Below are 15,764 nucleotides of genomic sequence, written 5' to 3' on the forward strand. Positions count from 1 at the left end.
TCAACCCCCCCCCCCCAAACAAAAACAACGACAAATTTCGCGTCCTACCCCGGTTGGTCCACCCCGGGTTACCACCACAAACGGCCCGTTCGAGAGCGGCTTGTGAGGGTTCACGCCGTCGGGGCGGGCTCCGGCTCGGGCTCGACCGCCTGCTCGGCGGGGCCGCCGCCGTCGCCGCGGCGGACCGCGGCGAGCAGCATCTGGGCCACGTCGACGACCTCGACCTCGTCGGTGGCCTTGCCGTCCTGGATGGCGGCGTTGAGGCCGTCGCTCAGCATCACCTTGCAGAAGGGGCAGCCGATCGCGATCCGGTCGGCGCCGGTCGCCAAGGCCTCCTCGGTCCGGTTGTTGTTGATCCGGGTGCCGAGCTTCTCCTCCATCCACATCCGGGCGCCGCCGGCGCCGCAGCAGAAGGACTTCTCCTGGTTGCGCGGCATCTCGGCGTACTCGACGCCCGGGAGCGTGGCGAGCAGCTCACGCGGTGGTGCGTAGACCTGGTTGTGCCGGCCGAGGTAGCACGGGTCGTGGTAGGTGACCTTGCGCCCGGTGGACGCGGCACCCTCGGAGGCGGCCTCGTCGGGGCGGGCGACCGGCGTGAGGCGCTTCTCGCGGACGAGCCGGTTGAGCAGCTGGGTGTGGTGGAGCACCTCGTAGTTGCCGCCGAGCTGCGGGTACTCGTTCTTGATCGTGTTGAAGCAGTGCGCGCAGGTCACGACGATCTTCGTCGCGCCCACCTCGTTGAGCGTCTCGACGTTCTGCTGCGCCAGCATCTGGTAGAGGAACTCGTTGCCGGCGCGGCGGGCCGAGTCGCCCGTGCAGGCCTCGCCGTCGCCCAGGACGGCGAACTTCACGCCGGCGGTGTGGAGCAGCTCTGCCACGGCGCGGGTCGTCTTCTTGGCACGGTCCTCGTAGGCGCCGGCACAGCCGACCCAGAAGAGGTAGTCGACCTCGGAGAGGTCCTCGACGTCGGCACCGACCTGCGGCACCTCGAAGTCGAGACCCTTGGCCCAGTCCATCCGGAGGCGGGGCGCGAGACCCCAGGGGTTCGCGTTCTTCTCGAGGTTCTTGAAGAGGGTGCCGAGCTCGGCGGGGAACGCCGACTCGATGAGGTTCTTGTAGCGGCGCATGTCGACGATGGCGTCGACGTGCTCGATGTCGACCGGGCACTGCTCGACGCAGGCGCCGCACGTCGTGCACGACCAGAGGACGTCGTCGTCGATGACCGCGTCAGGACCGTATGGCGTGTAGGCACCGAGCGGGTCGCCGGCCTGGTAGCCGGTCGCCCCGACGAGCTGCTCGACAGCGGCCGCGGCCTTCGTCCGGTCCGACAGGCCCTCGGCCTGGTCGAGGCCGGCGGCGCGGACCTCCTCGGAGGCGAGCAGCCACGGCGCCTTGGCGTGCGCGTTGTCGCGCAGCGACATGACGAGCAGCTTGGGCGAGAGGGGCTTGTCGGTGTTCCACGCCGGGCACTGGCTCTGGCAGCGGCCACACTCCGTGCAGGTCGTGAAGTCGAGCAGGCCCTTCCACGTGAAGTCCTCGACCTTGCCGACGCCGAGTGCGGCGTCCTCGTCGAGCTCGTCGATGTTCTCGAAGTCGAGCGGCTTGCCGTCGACCTTCATCGGCTGCAGCTCGGCGAGGGAGGTGCGGCCGTCGGCGTGGCGCTTGAACCAGATGTTGAAGAAGGCGAGGAAGCGGTGCCAGGCCACGCCCATGGTCGGGGTCAGCGCGATCGTGATCATCCACGCGAAGGAGATGAGGATCTTGATGGCAGCGACCAGGACGATGGTGTTGCCCAGGGTGGCGACGGAGGCTCCCGAGAAGAGGTTGCCGAGCCACGCCGTCATCGGGAAGTGGACCAGCGTCGCATGGCCCGGGTCCTCGTGCTGGCCAAGGGCGTACTCGAGGCCGCGGAGCAGCAGGATGCAGATCGTGACGCCGAAGATCGTCAGCTCGACGTAGTAGGCCTGCCAGAAGGTCGAGCCGAAGAAGCGGCTGCGCCGGCCGTGTACACCGGGGGCTGAGCGCGGGTGCTTCAGCTGCCGGATGACCATCAGCACGCTGATCCCGACGAAGCCGGTCCACGCGAAGAACTCGGTGACCCATTCGAACGGCGGGAAGTGACCGATGAGCGGGAGGATGAACGACGGCTGGAAGAGCTGCCCAAACGCGTTGATGAGCGTGAAGAACAGGACGCCGAAGCTGACCATCGTGAACCAGTGCGCCACGGCGACCACCGGCAGGCGTGACATCCGTGTGTGGCCGAGGAACTCCCGGAACAACGTGGCGGTGCGCGCCCTCTTCTGGTCGGTGCGCATCTCCGGCTGACCGAGGCGGAAGGTCGCGAGGAAGTGGTTGATCGTCTTGACGAACAACGCGATGGCGACGGCGGTCACTGCCAGGCAGACGACGATGGCGACGATCTGGAGGGCGGACATGCGCGGCAGTCTACTGACGGGTCACCCCAACGCCCCGGGACTGTGACGACCGTCGCGTGTGCTGGGTGGCGTCCCACCGGACGATAACGACGTGTTGGAATAGGCATAACGAATCCGCGGTTGTCCCCGGGGACAACCGATCTTCCCGTCCAGCTCGAAGGGGGCCCAGCCCAATGCCGATCCACGATGACGTCACCCAGCTCATCGGCAACACGCCGCTCGTCCGACTCAACAAGGTGATGGACGGCGCCGACGTCACGGTCGCCGCCAAGCTCGAGTTCTACAACCCGGCCAGCTCGGTCAAGGACCGGATCGGTGTCGCCATCGTCGACGCCGCCGAGCGCAGTGGCGAGCTGAAGCCGGGCGGCACGATCGTCGAGGCGACGTCGGGCAACACCGGGATCGCCCTCGCCATGGTGGGGGCCGCGCGCGGCTACAAGGTCGTCCTGACGATGCCCTCGTCGATGTCGAACGAGCGCAAGGCCCTCCTGCGGGCCTTCGGCGCGGAGCTCGTGCTGACCGACCCGGCCGGCGGCATGAAGGGCGCCGTCGAGAAGGCGGACGCGATCGCCGCCGAGCGTGGCGGTGTCCTCGCTCGTCAGTTCGCCAACGAGGCCAACCCCGAGATCCACCGCCGGACGACGGCCGAGGAGATCTGGAAGGACACCGACGGGGCCGTCGACATCGTCGTGGCCGGCATCGGCACCGGCGGCACCATCACGGGCGTCGGGCAGGTGCTCAAGGAGCGCAAGCCGGGCGTCCAGATCATCGCCGTCGAGCCGGCGGAGTCGCCGATCCTCAACGGCGGCAAGCCCGGACCGCACAAGATCCAGGGCCTCGGCGCCAACTTCGTCCCGGAGATCCTCGACACCTCGATCTACGACGAGGTCATCGACGTCGACGCCGACACCTCCGTCAAGTACGCCCGCCGCGCGGCCACCGAGGAGGGCCTGCTTGTCGGCATCTCCTCTGGCGCGGCCCTCGCCGCCGCGGCGCAGGTCGCGAAGCGCCCCGAGAACCAGGGCAAGACGATCGTCGTGGTCATCCCCTCGTTCGGCGAGCGGTATGTCTCGACGATCCTCTTCGAGGGACTGGCGAGCGACTGACATGTCGACCGCACCTCGTGACGAGGGCAGGCACGTGCCCGGCCGAACCGCGCTCACGCTGATCCGCGGGGAGGAGCGGGAGGCCGCCCAGCGGCATACGAACTATCGGTATGCCGCTGGGCTCGGTTTCGTGCGCAAGCTCGCCGCGCGCCTCGCGGAGGACGTCAGCGGCGCGATCGAGCGCGACCCCGCGGCGGGCTCGCGGCTCGAGGTCGTCCTGACGTCGCCCGGGCTGCACGCAGTGTGGGGACACCGGGCCGCGCATGCCTTGTGGAACCTGCCCGGCGGCCGGTTGCCGGCGCGGTTGCTCGCGACCGGCGTCCGCTTCGCGACCGGGGTGGAGATCCACCCGGCGGCACGGATCGGGCGGCGCTTCTTCATCGACCACGGGATGGGCGTCGTCATCGGCGAGACCGCCGAGGTCGGCGACGACGTCATGGTCTACCACGGGGTCACTCTCGGTGGCCGGTCGATGGCCCGGATCAAGCGACACCCGACTGTCGGCAACCGCGTCACGATCGGGGCGGGCGCACGTGTCCTCGGCCCGGTCGACGTCGGCGACGACGTGCAGATCGGGGCGAACTCCGTTGTGGTGAAGGACATTCCGTCGGGCGCTGTCGCCACGGGGATCCCTGCACAGCTGCGCTTCCCGAAGAAGCGTGAGATCAACCAGTGGGTCGACCCGGCCATCTACATCTGACCTCGCCCGACCCGGATCGCCGGATCGACTGACGCCCGCATCGCAAGAGTGGTCCACTTGGCGCATCGCTGGAGAGTGAGCGGGAGGCGCGGTGCGGCGAAGTCTCGAGGTGCTTGCGGTCCTGGTCATCCTCGGCGTCCTGGGCGTGCTCGCGGCGGCCCCGGCCGGCTCGCAACTGCGGATTGCCGGGAGCCAGGAGCCCACGGACCACATCTGGTACGGAGTCGGCGCTCTCGTGCCCTCGAGGCAGGAGTCTCGCAACTTCAGCGAGGTGGTCCTTTGCATGCAGGGTGACGGGGCGGCAACGATCACCGGTGTGCACTTCCGCGAGGGTGACGGCCTCGTCATCGACGACTTCGGTGTTCGCGAGTACACCCACCGGGCCAGCGGGATCGGCGTCGACGTGACGAAGGGGACTCTCACGAGCGCCGGCTTCACGAGAACAGCCGTGACCGCTGCCTGCGATGAAGCGGATCGGGCCACCTACTTCGGCTACACCCTCCGGCTCACCTCGGATCGCGGGTGGGGCCGTTGGATGGTCCTCGACTACGCCATCGGAGAGCGCGTCGGCCAGCTCGTCATCCCGGGAGAGATGGCCATGTGTGTGGGAACAGACTCGAGCGGCTGCCGGCCCCCGGACGAGCCCCTGACCTGAGTGCAGCTGGGCCTCAGAGGCCGAGGACGGCCTTGGCGATGAGGAAGTACACGACGAGCCCTGTCGCGTCGACGAACGTCGTGATGAAGGGGTTCGAGAAGACGGCGGGGTCCGCGCGAAGGGCGCTGGCCACCAACGGCATTGCGCCGCCGACCGAGGCTGCCAGGGTGCAGACGGCGAGCAGGGTCAGGCCGATGACGGAGCCGACAGCCACGCCGTAGAAGAGCGCCGCGACGAGGAAGCCGATGCCGCCGAGGATGAGACCGAGGAGGAAGCCCGTGCGGACCTCGCGGGCCAGCACGGCGAGGACGTCGCGCGGTCCGAGGTCGCCGAGGGCGAGCGCCCGGGTGACCGTGGTGGCGGCCTGGTTGCCGGTGTTGCCGCCGGTGCCGATGAGCAGCGGGATGAAGACGGACAGGACGACCATCTGGGAGAGGGTCGCCTCGAAGACCTCGAGCACCTGGACCGTCAGGGTCGCCCCGATCGCGAGCACGAGCAGCCAGACGATCCGCGAACGGACGATCCGGCCGACGGGGATGGACAGGTAGGGACTGCGGAGCGGTTCCGACCCGCCGATCCGGGCCTGGTCCTCGCTGTCGGCCTCCTCGAGGATCCGCAGCGCGTCGTCGACGGTGAGGATGCCGACGAGCCGTTCCTCTTCATCCACGATGAGCAGGGCGAGCAGCTTGAGGTCGGCGCAGCGACGGGCCGCCGCCTCGGCCGGCGAGCCGGCCACGGACGAGTAGGGCGGCGCCATGAGCTCGGAAACCGTGACCGACGGGTCGGTGGTGCGCAGCAGGTCCCGCAGGCTCACGACTCCGACGACGCGGCGCGTGTGGTCGAGCACCGGGACCGTGTAGATCGTCTCGGCGACGTCGATGCGGGCTCGGACCCGCTCGAGGGTCTCGGCGACCGTCAGCTCGGGGTGGGTCGAGACGTACTGCGGGCTCATCCGGCGGCCGATCGACCCGGGACGGTAGCCGAGGACGACCGAGGTCAGCTCTCGCTCGTCGGGTGCCAGCCCCCGCAGCAGCCGGCTCGCCACCCCGGCCGGTAGCTCGTCGAGCAGCAGCACGCGGTCGTCCGGGCCGAGCCCGGCGAAGACCCGCGCAACCTCCTCGTCCCGCAGGCCGGAGAAGAGATCGCCCTGGAGGGCCGGGTCGAGGCCCTCGAAGACGGCGGCCGCGAGGTCCTTCGGAAGCAGGCGGTACGCGACGGCGCGGGTCTTGGGGTCGAGTCGCTCGAGGGCCGAGATGAGCTCCGGAGCGCCGAGTGAGGCGAGGAGCTCGGCCGCCCGGGTGAGGTTCTCGTCCCGCAGGGATCCCTTGATCTGTCGGGTGGCCTCGTCGAGGTCCCACTCCGTGGTTCCAGCCATGACCGTTGCTCCTCCGACAGTTCGAGCCGCATCTGCCCCGATGCCGTCGCTTCGTCACCTCACCCGACGGCCCGCAGCCTATGCGAACGGTGTCGAGGGGTGGCTGCGGCGCCAGGGTCGGTGCCTCCCCCCGATAGCGTGAGTGGCATGGCGGCCATGAACGGTGAGGTCAACTTCACGACGGAGCCGGTTGAGCTGCCCGGCGTCACGCCGGCCGACCCGCCCACCGTCCAGCTGCCCGGCCGGGTGTGGCACGGGGGTTGTCCGGTCGACTTCGAGTGGGTACGCCGGGCCGGCATCGACGTCGTCGTCGACCTCGCCGACGCCGACAGCGTCGCGCCAGCGGACGACGTGGAACACCTGACCTACCTCAAATGCCCCCTCGTGGACGGGTCGGAGCTGCCGCCACCGCCGCTCACGCTCGGCCTGGCCCGGCTCGTGGCCGACCTCGTCCGCGACGGGCGCCGGGTCCTGGTCCACTGCACCTTCGGCCGCAACCGCTCCGGCCTGCTCGCCACTCTGGTCGTGCGCGAGCTGCTCGGTCTCTCCGGCGCGGACGCGCTCGCCCACGTGCAGGCGCGCCGGGACGGCGCCGTCAACAACGAGGACTTCGCCACCTGGCTCCGGTCCCTGCCCGCGCCCACGGCCGCTCGCTCCTCGGCCTAGAGCGCGTCTCGCCAGAGGGCCACCTCGGCGGGCAGCCAGTCGAGTGGACGCCCCTGCTGCCGGTCGTCCCAGAGCCGGAAGGCAACGCCGCCGAGGTCCGCGATCCGGTTCAGCACGGGCAGACCCGGCCAGGACCGTACGTCGAAGCCGTAGGCGTCACAGAAGGCCTGGTAGTCCTCGGCACTCATCTCGCCGGCCGCGACGCGACGCGCCGCACCGGCCAGGTCGTACTCCCGCGGCCCGACCGCAGCCCAGTCCAGGTCGATGAGGCGCGCGCCGTCAGCCGTGCGCATGACGTTCGAGGGGGACACGTCGCCGTGTATGACGCCGTACCCGAGCTCCGAGCGAACCTCGGCGAGGGCAGTGAGGAGGGTGGCCCGCGCCGCGAGAAGGACGCTCGCATGCTCCGGGGCGAGGCCGGTCACCTGTGAGGAGAGCCGGGACAGGGGCGTCCAGCGGGGCAGGTCGGTCCGGTCGTGCTCGGTGTGGAACCGCCGGAGGAGCGTGCCGAGCTCCGGCCAGAAGGACTCCCCGCTGGCCTCCAGCCAGCGGGCCAGCGTCACCACCCCGTGCTCCGTCGCGACCGCGCCCACCTCGGACGTGTGGGCGGTCAGGGAACCTGCGAGCCGGGCGGAGATGTCGTCGAGGTGCGTGCAGCTCGTGCCGGGCGGATAGACCTTGACCGCGTGCTCGCCCGCTCGGAAGACCACCGTCGTCAGCGCGCTCACGACGGTGACATCGGCAGGCAGCTGGATGGGCAGCTGCGGACGCGCGAGGTCCACCGCGGCCAGCGCCTCGACCGTGCCCCAGCCGACGGCTGGCAGCGGCAGGGCGTGCAGCACTTCGCGCGTATCGGGCGCGGGCGAGGTGTACAGCGTCGGCGACATGGTCATGGGGGTGGAACTCCGGGTTTGCAGGGACGGCCGATGAAGTGTGACAGATGGTGAGCCCGGTTCAGGCACAAACCTGTCGGCGCAATGCGGCCGGCGTCGTGCGGGGCTCGGGCTTGCACCCGAGTGCGTCGCTCCGGCCGTCCGGGTCGCTCTGGGAGAACGATCGCCGCAGGCGCGGCTGAGTGAGAGGGCGGCTCGCTGATGGGGCAGAATGGCTCTCCACTGGAGGGCTCGCATAGTGGCCTAGTGCGGCGGTCTTGAAAACCGCTATGGGTTTACACCCATCGTGGGTTCGAATCCCACGCCCTCCGCCAGATGCGCTTCGGCGCGAAGCGCCTTGGCGCATCGGCGGTGGGCGGTGGATGAAGGGGAGCGAACTCGCGAGGAATGAGCGAGTTCGAGGCGTCCCACGCCCTCCGCCATTCTCGCGGCGCAGCCGTGACCCTTCCGTGCAGGGGTGGGCGTTGTGCGCAGATGTCGGTGAAATATCACGTGCACCTGCCCGGATCGGCGACGTCTGCGGAAACCGCCCTCGGAAACGACAAAAGGGCCCCAGCTGGAGCTGGAACCCTTTGCTTCGTCGAGGAGGGCTCAGAGCAGTCCGAGCATCTCCTCTGCCGTGGTGTGAGCCTTGAACTGCGGGGTGGGGCCGCCGACTGACGGACGGGCCATCGCCGCAAAGAACGAGACGAGGTACGACATGGCTGTATTCAGTTTCCTCAGGTTGCAAACGGCCCCGCGGGGCCAGGGTGGTCGGCCGTCATTCCGGGACGATCGGGACCGGCAGGACTTTGTCGCACGGCCCCGAGTGCAAACCTCTGGCGACAAAGATTGTCCGCAGCTCAAAGTGTAACAGTTCGGACACCATGCTTTGACCATTCTTGACCCGTTAGGGGTGACGTGAGATACGAGGGTGTGACCAGCCGATTCGAGGGTGAGCCGACACTCCGCGCCGACGAGATCCTGCGCGGGCTGGGCGCGCTCGAGCTCCCCTCGGCGAGCCCGCTCGTCCTGCGCGGCCGCCGCTTCGATGCCGCCAGGCCGGCGGTCATGGCCATCGTCAACCGGACCCGCGACTCCTTCTTCAGCGGCAACCGCCATGCCGACCTCGACGCCGCCAAGCGCGCTCTCGAGGACGCCCTCGAGGCCGGTGCCGACATCATCGACGTCGGCGGCGTCCGCGCCGGCCAGGAGGGAGAGGACGTCGACGCCGACGAGGAGGTCCGCCGGGTCGTGCCCTTCCTCGAGTGGGCGAGGTCCAGCCACCCGGAGGTCGTCCTGAGCCTCGACACCTGGCGCTCGGAGGTGGCCCGCGAGGCCGGCGCCGTGGGGGTCGACCTCATCAACGACACGTGGGCCGGGGCCGATCCGGAGCTCGTCCACATAGCCTCCGAGACCGGCGCCGGCTACGTCGTGTCCCACACGGGCGGGCTCCCCCCTCGGACCGACCCCGTCGACGTCACCTACGGCGACGACCCCGTGGACGTCGTGCGCGACGTAATCACCACGCTCGCGGAGGGTGCGCGGGTCGCCGAGCTCAGCGGCATACCGGCTGAGCGGGTCCTCATCGACCCGACCCTCGACTTCGGCAAGACGACCGCGAACTCCCTTGAGGTACTTCGGCACACGGCGGATGTCGTGGCTCTCGGCTATCCCGTCTTGCAGGCGATGTCGCGCAAGGACTTCGTCGGCGAGACGCTCGACCTTCCGGCCGAGGAGCGCCTCGAGGGATCGCTCGCGGCCACCGCAGTCGCGGCCTGGCTCGGGGCGATCGTCTTCCGGGCCCACGACGTGCGGGCGACCCGACGAGTGCTGGACATGGTCGCAACGATCCGAGGCGATCGGGCGCCCCTCATAGCGGTTCGAGGGGTCCCTCGTCCGTCTGGTGAGAACGCCCGATGAACAGCCGAAAAACCGGCCCGACTTCAACGAGCGGACGGGTCAGTGGCGTGCTACGGTCGAGCCGGTTGCAGTTGCAGTTCCTCGCAGTCGAGTAGGTGCCCGTCATCCAGATGGTGACGGGTTTTCCTTTCGGCGTCGACGGGTCCGCCCGACGAGTGGAGTCAAGCGGCAGCCAAGGGGTTCCGTACGGTGCGGGATCCCACTGGCTCAAACAGAAGGAAGAGTTACCCGTATGGCACAGGGCACCGTCAAGTGGTTCAACGCCGAAAAGGGCTTTGGTTTCATCGCTCAGGACGGCGGCGGCCCGGACGTTTTCGTCCACTACTCGGCAATCCAGTCGAACGGCTACCGTTCGCTGGAGGAGGCACAGCGCGTCGAGTTCGAGGTCACGCAGGGCCCCAAGGGTCCGCAGGCCGACGCAGTTCGTCCGCTCTGACGCAGGCAGCGCGACACCGCGTTCTCTGACAACAGCCCCCCGGCTCCGGCCGGGGGGCTGTTGTTTGTTCAGCACTCGTCTTCGTTGGTGTCGAGCGACGATGGGGTCGGCGTCGGTGTCGGCGTCTTCGGTGAGGCAGTCTGGCTGGTCGCGCTGCTGGACGGCTTCGGCTTGGGCTTGGGCGGGTTGATCGCCTTCTCGATGTCCTGGCGGATCACGGTGAAGTCCGGGTTGGCGGTGTTGACGCCGTGCTTCGGGTCGAGCGCCACGCTCGTGATCTTGGCCTGCTGGACCCGCTCGATGAGGTCGACGTAGGCGCCCAGGTTGTCGCCGGGGATGTCGGTGTAGATGTTGTCCTTGGCGATCCTGGCGACCTCCGCGTACTTCGCGAGCATCGCCGCGGGGTTGACCTGGTTGACGACCGCCTTGATGACGCAGCGCTGCCGGCTCATCCGGGCGTAGTCGTCGTCGGCCGCCCGGGTCCGGGCGTACCAGAGGGTGTGCCAGCCGTCGAGGTGCTGCAGCCCCGGCTCGAAGTAGCCCTTGACGCCGGTGACCTGTCCGCTCGCCGTGACGTGCCCGCCGATGGGCAGCTTGCCGCCGTAGGCGCCCTCCTTGACGTTGATCTCCACGCCGCCCATCGCGTCGACGAGCTGCGCGAAGCCCTTGAGGTCGAGGACAACGGTGTGGTCGATCTTGAGACCGATGACGCCGGAGATGACGTCACGGATCGTGTCCCGACCGGGGCTCTGGGACCCCGGGAAGCTGCCCGGGTGGTCCGCTGCCCACTGGTCGGCCTCGGTCCAGATCGCGTTGAGGAGGCATCCGTCACTGGCGTCCTGCTGGGCGCGGATGCAGTAGGGCTTGCCGTAGACCCCCGAGGGGTAGAGCTGGTGCAGCGGGTTGTCCCGCGGGATCGGCACGTACTGGAGGTTGCGGGGCAGCGAGATGAGCACGGTGTTGCCGGTGTGCGTGTTGATGCTTGCCACGATCATCGAGTCGGTCCGGGTCCCGGTGCGTCCCACGCCGGCGTCCGACCCGAGCAGCAGGATGTTGACGCGTGGCGTGTTGGCCCAGGGGTCTGAGCCCTCGGCAAGCTTTGGCCCAGCCGTGGCACCGCCGCCGGTCTTGAACACGGACTGGATGGTGTCCTGGGTGATCGTCGCGTACTCGGCCGCCTTGTAGGACGTGCCACCGACGAGCAGGACCATGACCGTCGTGAAGGCGGCCAGGACGCGTGTCCGGGTCCGGTCGAGCCAGGCAGGCCTCGCGCGGATCGCGGTGAGGATGATCGACGCGCACCAGACGAGGCCGCCGACGACGAAGGCGATCGCCGCGACGCGCAGCAGCTGCGGGCGCCCGACGATCGCGAGGCCGGACTTCATGATCCCGTGGGTCAGGACGAACCACGCCAGGGCGATGATGACCACGACCGTGATCGCCACGAGGGTCCAGCCCAGGCGACGGTTGCGGGTACGGGTGAGTCCGGCACCCGGGACGACCGTGCCAAGGGCGGTCAGGCCCATGGCTCTGCGGAAGCGGCGCGCGAGCTCGCGGCGGAGGGTCTCGCGGCTGTGGGGTGCCGCGACGCTTCGGCGTGGCGCGGCGGTCATGGCGTCCTTTCGTGCGACCGGTCCTGCAACGAGTGCATTGTGCCCTGTGCTGCTGTGGACCGCATATGGACACCAGGTTTTGGTCGGGGGGCGCCCGCACCGGTAGCCTGTGCACGCCCGTCCGTCTTCGACGTGTGGGTGTGGAGGCGTCGCATAGTGGCCTAGTGCGCCCGCCTGCTAAGCGGGTTGGGGTTGATAACCCCTCGCGGGTTCAAATCCCGCCGCCTCCGCCAATGACAGAAGGCCGCCCCGAGCGAAGCGAGGGGCGGCCTTCTGTCATTCCCCGCGGTTGAGGAGGCCCGCGGTATGCCGCTCACCCGGCTGACTCACCCGGCTCAGCGGCATACGTGGCCCGTCGCGGCCCTACCTCTTCTCATGCCCTCGGGGCGGCGTCGTGCGTTTGTGCCACTCGGGCACGGCGACCCACAGCGCGAGGGCGAACAGGCCGACGACGGCGCCAGCCGTGATCGCCAATGCGGTGCTGAAGAGCACGTCGAGCACGAGGACGACGCCGCCGATGACCGCGACCGCCAGGGTGAACAGCCCGCAGGACATCAGCGCCGACGTGTACGTAACGATGAAGTCCTTGACGCCACGCCGGAAGAGGACCCGGTGCATCGCGGCCGGCGCCGTGAAGAAGACGACCGAGAGCGCCGACGCGATGAGGATGACGAAGTAGATCCGCCGCTGCCCTTCGGTCAGGACGGTGAACCGGGCCTGGAACGGCAGGGTCAGCAGGAAGGCGAAGAGGATCTGTACGCCGGCCTGCGCGATGCGGACCTCCTGCAGCTGCTCGCTGAAGTTGCGGTCGAGGCGCTGGCCACCCGACTCATGCCTGGTGTAGGGCTGGAAGCCATCCATGTGGTCATGCTGACATGCGCAAGGCCCGGCACCGCCGAACTGGCGGCACCGGGCCTGCATCACGTCATCCGCCCCGTTACCGGCGGGGGCGGACCGACCTCACTGCGCCGCGTCGAGGCGGGCCTTGAGGCCGTCGTACTCGGACCACAGCTCTGCCGGAAGCTGCTCGCCGAACTTGTCGAACCACTCCTTGATCAGGGGCAGCTCCTCGCGCCAGTCGTCGGCGCTGACCTTCGTCGCCTTCGCGATCGTCTCCGGAGTGGCGTCGAGGCCGTCGAGGTCGATCGCGTCGGGCGTCGGGACGAAGCCGATCGGTGTCTCCACCGCGTCGGCGGTGCCCTCGATCCGCTCGATGACCCACTTGAGGACCCGGCTGTTGTCGCCGAAGCCCGGCCACAGGAACGAGCCGTCCTCCTCGTCGCGGCGGAACCAGTTCACCCCGAAGATCTTCGGCAGCTTGGACGCGTCCGCCTGCTTGCCGATCTCGAGCCAGTGGTTCATGTAGTCGCCGGCGTGGTAGCCGATGAAGGGGAGCATCGCCATCGGGTCGCGGCGGACGACGCCGACAGCGCCGGTCGCGGCCGCGGTCGTCTCGGAGGAGAGGGTCGCCCCGACGAAGGTGCCATGGTTCCAGTCGCGCGACTCGTAGACGAGCGGCACCGTGGTCTTGCGGCGGCCGCCGAAGAGGATCGCCGAGATCGGCACACCGTTGGGGTTGTCGTACTCGGGGGCAATCATCGGGCACTGCTTCGCCGGGGTGCAGAAGCGGCTGTTCGGGTGGGCGGCCTTGACGCCCGCCTCGCCGTCGGCCGGCGTCCAGTCCTCGCCGAGCCAGGACGTGAGGTGCGCCGGCGGCTCGTCGGTCATGCCCTCCCACCACACGTCGCCGTCGTCCGTGAGGGCGACGTTGGTGAAGACGGAGTTGCCCTTGTTGATCGTCGCCATGGCGTTCGGGTTCGTCCCGTCACCGGTGCCCGGCGCGACGCCGAAGAGACCGAACTCCGGGTTGACGGCATAGAGACGGCCGTCCTCGCCGAAGCGCATCCAGGCGATGTCGTCGCCGACCATCTCGGCCTTCCAGCCCGGGACGGTCGGGGTGATCATCGCGAGGTTCGTCTTGCCGCAGGCCGAGGGGAACGCGGCGGCGACATAGTGGACCTTGCCCTCCGGGGAGGTCAGCTTGAGGATCAGCATGTGCTCGGCCATCCAGCCCTCGTCACGCGCGATGACGGAGGCGATGCGCAGGGCGTAGCACTTCTTGCCGAGCAGGGCGTTGCCGCCGTAGCCGGAGCCGTAGCTCCAGATGGCGCGCTCCTCGGGGAAGTGGACGATGTACTTCGTGTCGTTGCACGGCCACGAGACGTCCTGCTGGCCCTCCTCGAGGGGGGCGCCGACGGAGTGCAGCGCCGGGACGAAGTCGGCCTGGGTCTCCTCCATGCGGCGCAGCACCTCGGTGCCGACACGAGCCATGATCCGCATGGAGACGGCCACGTAGGCGGAGTCGGTGATCTCGACGCCGAACATCGGCTGGTCGGCGTCGAGGTGGCCCATGACGAAGGGGATGACGTACATGGTGCGGCCCCTCATGGAGCCGCGGTAGAGATCGGTCAGGATCGCCTTCATCTCGTCGGGCGCCATCCAGTTGTTGGTCGGCCCGGCGTCCTTCTCGTCCTGCGAGCAGATGTAGGTGCGGCCCTCCACGCGGGCAACGTCACTCGGGTCGGAGGCACAGTAGAAGGAGTTCGGCTTCTTGCTCTCGTCGAGCCGCACCAGCGTGCCCGCGTCGACGAGCCCGTCGGTCAGCTCCGCCCACTCCTCGTCGCTGCCCGTGATCCAGCGGATGTCGCTCGGCTGCGTCAGCTCGGCGACTTCACTCACCCAGTCGGCCAGACGCGCATGCGTCGTCTGGCTGGTCGTCGTCGTAGTCAAGTTATGAACCTCATCCCTTGCTGGTGGTGCCCGCACCACCTTGTGCCGGTGCCTGTTCAACCGTGGACGGCCGGTAGATGTCCACATCGTGAACACATGACGTGATGAAATCACGGTACGCCGGAGCCTCTCCCGGCTTCGACGCTGGGATGGCCCCGTGCTCGTGAATCCGCTCACAAGCAGTCCTCCGCGCAAGGATTCCGACAGCGGGCTGTCGGTTTCTTGCAGAACTTTCAGGTCTGTATGGCGCTGGGCTCGGTTCCGCTCGTCATCGCGCCCTGGCCGGGCCGCGGCTGCTGCGGCTGCGTCGCCTCGACTGATCTGCGTCGCCTGAAGGCGTCGCATCGGCGTCAATGCGACACGGCCGCGAGGGAAGGCGGGTCGAAGGGCGGTGCCAGCGGAGCGGCATACGACTCAATTTCGTGGAGGGCACCGGACGCGCTAAGGTAACTGATCGTCCCGCCTGCGAGAGTGCGACCGGGACTGGCACCCGTAGCTCAACGGATAGAGCATCTGACTACGGATCAGAAGGTTAGGGGTTCGAATCCCTTCGGGTGCGCACTGTGTTGAGACAGTAGCGAGCGGCCTGACCAGCGGAAACGCCGGTCAGGCCGCTTTGTTTATCCCGAGGTCGGGTCGCTTCCCGGGCCGGCCTCCTCGGGGACCTCCGCGAAGGTACGCGAGAGCAACCGCCAACCGTTGTAGTGGTCGGGGCTTCCACCGCGCACCAGCTCCAGGTGCCACTGCCGGGTGTCATTGCTCCTGATCGAGCCGTCCTCGCGGGTGACCTCGATATGACCAGTCACCTGGAGCTGTGCCCTGTTCGCCTGGGCCGTGACGTTCTGCCACGACTCAGGGATGAACCGTGCGGTGACGAAGTCCGGACCAGTGGTGTCGCCGTCGGCACTCTCGACGCCCTTTTCAACGTAGGCGAGCTCCTGGTCGCGCGTCCTGGGGTCCCAGACTTTCGCCATCTTGCTCGCACGGGCCGCCTTGCCCTCAGCGCCGACAATGAAGTCGTGCCGCTTGGCCATGTCGCGAGGAACTGCACCGACCTCGTAGAAGTCGCCGAAGAGCGCCACCGCGGCTGCCTTCACCGCAGCCACCTGCGCCGGGTCGCCGACGTCGGGCGCCTGGGGTGAGTATGTCGGACCGGATCGGTTGTTGATCGTGCTGGGATCGATCGTCTGGAT

General features: G+C 68.8%; 13 protein-coding genes and 3 tRNA genes. 9 read left to right on the top strand and 7 right to left on the bottom strand.

Annotated features, from left to right (window positions below; all coding sequences use genetic code 11):
* Positions 1–110: 110 nt before the first annotated feature.
* Positions 111–2,435, bottom strand: a complete 2,325-nt coding sequence (locus ACTHJJ_RS09775; RefSeq protein ID WP_440302753.1) for a heterodisulfide reductase-related iron-sulfur binding cluster — start codon at positions 2,433–2,435, stop codon at positions 111–113.
* A gap of 173 nt (positions 2,436–2,608) precedes the next feature.
* On the opposite strand from ACTHJJ_RS09775, the gene cysK reads away from it, so the two are divergent.
* The 3 genes from cysK (at position 2,609) to ACTHJJ_RS09790 (ending at position 4,896) form a co-directional block, all read left to right on the top strand.
* On the top strand, positions 2,609–3,541 hold the full coding sequence (gene cysK, locus ACTHJJ_RS09780; protein WP_440302754.1) for a cysteine synthase A: 933 nt from the start codon (positions 2,609–2,611) through the stop codon (positions 3,539–3,541).
* Position 3,542: 1 nt separating this feature from the next.
* A complete protein-coding gene (gene cysE, locus ACTHJJ_RS09785; RefSeq protein ID WP_440302755.1) occupies positions 3,543–4,241 on the top strand; it encodes a serine O-acetyltransferase in 699 nt (232 codons plus the stop codon).
* A 91-nt stretch (positions 4,242–4,332) separates the two neighbouring features.
* Positions 4,333–4,896, top strand: a complete 564-nt coding sequence (locus ACTHJJ_RS09790; RefSeq protein WP_440302756.1) for a hypothetical protein — start codon at positions 4,333–4,335, stop codon at positions 4,894–4,896.
* A gap of 13 nt (positions 4,897–4,909) precedes the next feature.
* On the opposite strand, the gene mgtE is transcribed toward ACTHJJ_RS09790, so the two are convergent.
* Positions 4,910–6,271 carry a magnesium transporter gene (gene mgtE / locus ACTHJJ_RS09795; protein WP_440302757.1) on the bottom strand — a complete coding sequence of 454 codons (1,362 nt, stop codon included), beginning with the start codon at positions 6,269–6,271 and terminating at the stop codon, positions 4,910–4,912.
* Between the two features lie 147 nt (positions 6,272–6,418).
* Here mgtE and ACTHJJ_RS09800 point away from each other — a divergent pair, with 147 nt between their 5' ends.
* Positions 6,419–6,937, top strand: coding sequence for a protein-tyrosine phosphatase family protein (locus tag ACTHJJ_RS09800; protein WP_440302758.1), 519 nt, complete (start codon positions 6,419–6,421; stop codon positions 6,935–6,937).
* Here ACTHJJ_RS09800 and ACTHJJ_RS09805 read toward each other — a convergent pair.
* A complete protein-coding gene (locus ACTHJJ_RS09805; protein ID WP_440302759.1) occupies positions 6,934–7,824 on the bottom strand; it encodes a phosphotransferase enzyme family protein in 891 nt (296 codons plus the stop codon). The genes ACTHJJ_RS09800 and ACTHJJ_RS09805 overlap by 4 nt on opposite strands.
* A gap of 230 nt (positions 7,825–8,054) precedes the next feature.
* Between ACTHJJ_RS09805 and ACTHJJ_RS09810 the strand changes: the two genes are divergently transcribed.
* The 3 genes from ACTHJJ_RS09810 (at position 8,055) to ACTHJJ_RS09820 (ending at position 10,168) form a co-directional block, all read left to right on the top strand.
* Positions 8,055–8,144 (top strand) — tRNA-Ser (locus ACTHJJ_RS09810).
* Between the two features lie 658 nt (positions 8,145–8,802).
* Complete coding sequence (gene folP / locus ACTHJJ_RS09815; protein ID WP_440302764.1) at positions 8,803–9,732, top strand: dihydropteroate synthase; 930 nt, start codon at positions 8,803–8,805, stop codon at positions 9,730–9,732.
* 232 nt (positions 9,733–9,964) lie between these two features.
* Positions 9,965–10,168 carry a cold-shock protein gene (locus ACTHJJ_RS09820; protein ID WP_030200907.1) on the top strand — a complete coding sequence of 68 codons (204 nt, stop codon included), beginning with the start codon at positions 9,965–9,967 and terminating at the stop codon, positions 10,166–10,168.
* A 68-nt stretch (positions 10,169–10,236) separates the two neighbouring features.
* Here the strand turns inward: ACTHJJ_RS09820 and ACTHJJ_RS09825 are convergent, their stop codons facing one another.
* Positions 10,237–11,781 carry an LCP family protein gene (locus tag ACTHJJ_RS09825; protein ID WP_440302760.1) on the bottom strand — a complete coding sequence of 515 codons (1,545 nt, stop codon included), beginning with the start codon at positions 11,779–11,781 and terminating at the stop codon, positions 10,237–10,239.
* Positions 11,782–11,923: 142 nt separating this feature from the next.
* On the opposite strand from ACTHJJ_RS09825, the gene ACTHJJ_RS09830 reads away from it, so the two are divergent.
* Positions 11,924–12,014: transfer RNA gene (locus ACTHJJ_RS09830), tRNA-Ser, on the top strand.
* 130 nt (positions 12,015–12,144) lie between these two features.
* Here ACTHJJ_RS09830 and ACTHJJ_RS09835 read toward each other — a convergent pair.
* Both ACTHJJ_RS09835 and ACTHJJ_RS09840 read right to left on the bottom strand, forming a co-directional pair.
* Complete coding sequence (locus ACTHJJ_RS09835) at positions 12,145–12,642, bottom strand: DUF6328 family protein (RefSeq protein ID WP_440302761.1); 498 nt, start codon at positions 12,640–12,642, stop codon at positions 12,145–12,147.
* A gap of 99 nt (positions 12,643–12,741) precedes the next feature.
* Positions 12,742–14,571: a phosphoenolpyruvate carboxykinase (GTP) gene (locus ACTHJJ_RS09840; RefSeq protein ID WP_440302762.1), complete on the bottom strand. Its 1,830-nt coding sequence runs from the start codon at positions 14,569–14,571 to the stop codon at positions 12,742–12,744.
* Positions 14,572–15,057: 486 nt separating this feature from the next.
* Between ACTHJJ_RS09840 and ACTHJJ_RS09845 the strand changes: the two genes are divergently transcribed.
* A tRNA-Arg gene (locus ACTHJJ_RS09845) sits at positions 15,058–15,130 on the top strand.
* 61 nt (positions 15,131–15,191) lie between these two features.
* Here ACTHJJ_RS09845 and ACTHJJ_RS09850 read toward each other — a convergent pair.
* A partial coding sequence (locus ACTHJJ_RS09850) for a hypothetical protein (protein ID WP_440302763.1) occupies positions 15,192–15,764 on the bottom strand: 573 nt, incomplete at its 5' end.

This window comes from Intrasporangium sp. (genome assembly GCF_051961875.1).
Taxonomy (GTDB): domain Bacteria; phylum Actinomycetota; class Actinomycetes; order Actinomycetales; family Dermatophilaceae; genus Intrasporangium_A.

Excerpts from the sequence above, each read along its gene's own strand:
- ACTHJJ_RS09835 (WP_440302761.1), bottom strand. The coding sequence starts at position 12,642 with ATGGATGGCTTCCAGCCCTACACCAGGCATGAGTCGGGTGGCCAGCGC.
- ACTHJJ_RS09820 (WP_030200907.1), top strand. The coding sequence starts at position 9,965 with ATGGCACAGGGCACCGTCAAGTGGTTCAACGCCGAAAAGGGCTTTGGT.
- cysK (WP_440302754.1), top strand. The coding sequence starts at position 2,609 with ATGCCGATCCACGATGACGTCACCCAGCTCATCGGCAACACGCCGCTC.
- cysE (WP_440302755.1), top strand. The coding sequence starts at position 3,543 with ATGTCGACCGCACCTCGTGACGAGGGCAGGCACGTGCCCGGCCGAACC.
- ACTHJJ_RS09800 (WP_440302758.1), top strand. The coding sequence starts at position 6,419 with ATGGCGGCCATGAACGGTGAGGTCAACTTCACGACGGAGCCGGTTGAG.
- mgtE (WP_440302757.1), bottom strand. The coding sequence starts at position 6,271 with ATGGCTGGAACCACGGAGTGGGACCTCGACGAGGCCACCCGACAGATC.
- ACTHJJ_RS09825 (WP_440302760.1), bottom strand. The coding sequence starts at position 11,781 with ATGACCGCCGCGCCACGCCGAAGCGTCGCGGCACCCCACAGCCGCGAG.
- ACTHJJ_RS09775 (WP_440302753.1), bottom strand. The coding sequence starts at position 2,435 with ATGTCCGCCCTCCAGATCGTCGCCATCGTCGTCTGCCTGGCAGTGACC.
- ACTHJJ_RS09805 (WP_440302759.1), bottom strand. The coding sequence starts at position 7,824 with ATGTCGCCGACGCTGTACACCTCGCCCGCGCCCGATACGCGCGAAGTG.